Annotated in this window: 2 protein-coding genes; both read right to left on the bottom strand. The window is 26.6% G+C overall.

The window, feature by feature from the left end; translation table 11 throughout:
- Positions 1-634, bottom strand: a 634-nt coding sequence (locus QZ288_RS11710) for an Rpn family recombination-promoting nuclease/putative transposase (protein ID WP_295159070.1), incomplete at its 3' end; no start/stop codon positions are given.
- Between the two features lie 463 nt (positions 635-1,097).
- Positions 1,098-1,868 (bottom strand): EFR1 family ferrodoxin, encoded by a 771-nt coding sequence (locus tag QZ288_RS11705; RefSeq protein WP_295159069.1) that lies wholly within the window; start codon positions 1,866-1,868, stop codon positions 1,098-1,100.
- Positions 1,869-2,175 lie beyond the last annotated feature (307 nt).

Here is a 2,175-nt window from a genome sequence, read left to right as displayed (position 1 = left end):
TTTTCTTTACTAAAACTTCCATAGTATCCTCCAACTTATCTTTTGAATTTAAAAATCTAAACCAATCTGATAAACCCTCATATAAATTATTATTGTTATTATTAAACTTCTTCAATTCTAAAAAATGTATCTCCAAATGATTAGTTAATATATGATTGGTTTCCAGCTCTTTGATGAAATAGCAGCTATGTGGTTTATCTGAGTCTTTTATTAAATTAAAATCTAAAATATTAATGCTTATAACAGGAGTCAAGTCCGAATATATATCTTTAGACTTCAGATTTGTATAATAGCTTTTAGCCCAATAGTACAAACTTCTATATATAAATGACTGATTGCCTATTCTTTGTATTTCTATAATTATAGTTTCGCCAGATTTTGTTCTAGCTTTGACATACAGGCATCTGCCCACCTTCGGTGCTATCGATTCTTTATCTAAAATATTTTCTTTCAGATTAAGGCGACTGCCCGCCTTTGGCGAAGCATTAAGCACTTCGATATATTCAAAGGGCTCTTGATTAGAATCTATTCTTACCGAATTGATGAGGTCTTTTAGTATATCCTCATGTCCTTCTTTAGCAAAAAGATATCTGATAAAATAATCATTTAAAACATTAAAATATTTCTTAATCATAAGTATATTTTACAGTGAAAAAATAAAAAGTAAAGAGAAAATTTTTTTATTATTGTTATGCTCGCCTTCGTCCCGCAAAGCGTGCCTTTGGCAATAATTTAAATTACTACAGATAAACTAAAAGTAATACCTATGCAGCAATATAATGCAAATCAAAAAAAAGATAGTCAAAATTATTAGTAAAGCAAAAAATAAAAGAGTGCAGACTCTAAAATTTAATATTAGAACTTATTATTTTAGAACTTATTATTATTGAAAAAAGAATTATTTTATGATAAAAACAGCAGAGATTTAATGAATAAGCCAAGTAAATGCTTGCATTTATATTTATAATATTAGCAATAGTTATAATTGTATTTACTGTAAAACTAAAGCGAAGTAATATATATGTATCTTTAAAAATAAATAATTATAGATATACTTTACAATATTTATATTATTTTACAGCAGTATAATTATATAATTAATTAATATAAAATTCATAATCTTTTGCTTTAGAACATGATTTTTTCAAAGCAAAATGTATCAAAGCTAACATAATCTTATTAATACTTTTAGCTGAATAATTGCATATTGAAACGCATCTCATACAAGATATGCATTTATTCTTATCAATTATTTTAGGATTATTAATATCTATTGCTTGAACTGGGCATTTCTTAGCACATAGCTTACAGTTAGTGCATTTGTTTTTAGTTTTTGGTACTAATGATGTTTTACTCATCTTTCTATATGGACGATTGCCTTTTAATTTATGTTCATCTAAAAAGTCAGAAGCATTTATTATTTTACTTGCAAATTCTTTAAGCTTTTTTACATCATTTTCATCTTGCCTATTAGAAGCATATTTATAAGCTATAGAATGTTTAGCAACCGCAGCTATAGCGGAAGTAACTTTAAAATTGGATTCTTTTGCTATATCATAAAGTTCAATTAAAGCATCTTCATATTCTCTATTACCATAAACACATATAATAATAGCATTAGCTCTATTACCTTTTATTTGAGATATACGTTCCTGTGCTGTTTCTGGAACTCTGCCTGCATAAGACGGAACTGCAAGAATAGCGATATCATCTTTACATATTTCAACACTCGAAAAATCTGTATTATAATCAGTTAAATCGGCTTTTTCTATACTGCTATTATTATTTAAACTAATTTCTGAAGCTATTACATCAGCAGCTTTTTTGGTTCCGCCTGTAGGACTAAAAAAAAATTCATATATTTTCATATAAACCTCCTATTATTTTTCTGCTTGCTTCAAATACTGATACACTAAATACAAATAGCATAAAAGCATATAAGATTAATTTTTTAATTATATTATCCTTTTTGATTTTTTTGTTTTTTTTGAAGGAGAAATAATCTCCCCCGCAAATATGATTGATTAATTTATATAATAAAATGATGCATCTTGTCATTAAAATAAAAAACTGATGCAATACCGAAAGAAGAGGCATTAAATATAAAGTATAAATTTTTAAGACTGTAGACTGTAGACTGTAGACTGTAGACTGTAGACTGTAGACTGTATACAG

Source organism: uncultured Brachyspira sp. (genome assembly GCF_910578695.1).
Taxonomy (GTDB): Bacteria; Spirochaetota; Brachyspiria; order Brachyspirales; family Brachyspiraceae; genus Brachyspira.
Note: the sequence above shows the minus strand (reverse complement) of the source record. Positions and strands in the feature narration are given on the sequence as shown.

Bases quoted from the DNA above. Each gene is read 5' to 3' on its own strand.
- QZ288_RS11705 (WP_295159069.1), bottom strand. From the start codon at position 1,868: ATGAAAATATATGAATTTTTTTTTAGTCCTACAGGCGGAACCAAAAAA.